A 2,319-nucleotide genomic window follows, 5' to 3' on the forward strand; every position below is an offset into this window, starting at 1 on the left:
AGGATCCGGGACTTGAAGAACTTCGTTTCCCGGATGGTGATCGTGCCGGCAATCAGATCGACATCACCAAGATCGAGACGCGCGAGTTCCCCCAGCCGCAACCCGCAGCAATAGGCCAATACCAGCATCACGTAGAGGCTCACCGGTCGGAGCGGTGACCGCGGTGAAGGGTAGGATCGGGCGATATCGAGAAGCCGACGGATCTCTTCGACACTGTAGATGTAGGGCCGGCGCCATTGCTTCGCGACCTGCTGTCCCGGCCGCGGGTCGGGACGTTTCGGCATGATCGCCGGATCAAGACGGTTAAGCGCCTTGCCCAGCACGCGCGCGAGCTTCTCGCATTCGGCGGCATGGTTCGCCGTCGACCGTGCCGCCGCCCAGTGCTGTAGCATGATCGGTACCGGCTCCGCCGCCAATTCCGGGTGCATCTGCAAAAAGCGGTCAAAGCGCCAGAGCCAATGCGCCTGCGTCAGATAGCGATAGCCTCTGGTTCGCATGAGAGCGATATGGTTGCGCATGAAGTCCCCGAGCACACTGCCGAACGCTGGGAGCTGCCGCAATGCCTCCAGAGCTTGATCGGGATCCGGCGAGAGCAGCGCTCGCAGCACCGCCTTGTCGCTTCTGGCTTGATGAGCGGCGCACAATTCGTTGATGGGATTGCTGGCGGTAAAACCCTCCTGCACGAGGTAATCGAGGAATCGGTTGATGATGCGGGCGTAATGCATCAACGTCGGGCGAGCCCAGTCTCGAGCCCGCTCGCTCAGCCAGGTTTCCAGGGTCTCCCGTGTGACGAGCGTGGTGTTGGCCGGTTGCCGGGCAGCAACCTCCTGGAAGCTGTGCAGAATCCGCCGATAGGTGGTCGGGCTCCTCGGATGTCGCAACCGCAATTGAGCATGATAGCGCTCGATGATCTTTCCGTTGGTGTCGGGCCAGGTGCTCATGCGCGCCCCTCCGGACCCGGAATCTCCAGAGCGATGGCGCGCAGATCTTCAGTGGCCAGCTTCAGATATGGAATCGTCGATTCCGTCGATCGATGGCCCAATACGTCTCCGATCACCTTCCTCGGCACGTCTGCACGCAGCAGGCTGACAGCACGAGCATGCCGGAAGATGTGGGGGCCGCGCTTGCCGCTCAGCACGAGACCTGCCGCCTCTATCCGCCGGCGGACTTCGTTGCCGATGCGAACCATGGGAACGTACGGTGCGCGTATGCGAACGAAGATTTCCCGCACATCTGTTTCCGGCCGGCCATGCCGAAGGTAGGCAATCAAGGCCTCTCCAACCGATTCCAGTAACGGCAAAACAGAACGCGCCCCGGTCTTGGAATGGCGAATGTGCAAAACGTCACCGCGCCAGTCGACGTCCTCCAGTCGCAACCCGCTTATTTCACCGGCACGCAAGCCATAGACCGCCAGCATCTGGAGGATGGCGTAGTCCCGCAATCCCCCTGGCGATTGATCCTTGCTGGCGACCTCCAGGACGGCGGCGATCTGATCTGAACTTAGAGCGGATGGAATTCCCTCGTAAGCATAGAGCAGCGGGGCGATGACACGCGTCGCGAGGTCGGCGGCGGTGTGCCCGGACCTATGAAGATGCTTCAGCAACGACCGGAGCCGGTCGGCGGCATCCTTCAACGATATGCGGGTCAGTCCAGGAGCCCGCATGTCCATATAGGCATCGATGTCGGGAACGCTCAATTCCGCAAAGCCGACGGTCGCCGAGTGCTTTGCGTACCAGCCACAGAAATGCTTTGCTTCCCACATCAGGGCGGAGATCGAGGATGCCGCCAGCCCACGCTCTTCCCGCAGCCACTCCTCATAACGAGCCAAAACCTCGCGGTAGAGACGTTCGCCAGCATCGGTCGGGTCCGGTTCTGGAGGCCATCGCTTAAGCGAACGTCGTAAAAGGGCATGGATTGCCGCCCGCGGGGTGGCCTCCCAATGAGGTGCCGGTGGATGACCATATCGTTTTCGAAATCGACGCACGGCGAGGCGAAGGTATTTCGACACATCATCCGGCGTTACCATCTCCAGAGCTATGCCTCGCTCGGAAAGATGCTGCAGAAAATACTCGGCGTTGCGGCAATAATGGTAAATTGCAAATGGATTGAATCGCTGTTGCGTCAGCCACGCCTTCAGTTCGGTGACCAGAGAGCTGGTTTCGTGTGACATGAAAATCTCCTCGACTGCGTTTTGAACGACAGCCAAAGATCTCATGTCGAAAAATAATGCGCAGCACGCCGAAGGCCGATCGGGCCTGCCTGCTGGGAAAATCGCGTGTTCGGCGCGTTCCTTCACATTATGAACTGCTGCTGATTACT

General features: G+C 59.9%; 2 protein-coding genes. Both read right to left on the minus strand.

The window, feature by feature from the left end; all coding sequences use genetic code 11:
• Positions 1 to 941 (minus strand): tyrosine-type recombinase/integrase (locus AC04SH_RS34745; protein ID WP_488481861.1); only part of this gene is annotated, 941 nt, incomplete at its 3' end.
• Positions 938 to 2,170: a site-specific integrase gene (locus AC04SH_RS34750; protein ID WP_488481860.1), complete on the minus strand. Its 1,233-nt coding sequence runs from the start codon at positions 2,168 to 2,170 to the stop codon at positions 938 to 940. The genes AC04SH_RS34750 and AC04SH_RS34745, both read right to left, overlap by 4 nt.
• Positions 2,171 to 2,319: the final 149 nt, after the last annotated feature.

This window comes from Mesorhizobium sp. CNPSo 4688, from assembly GCF_057784295.1.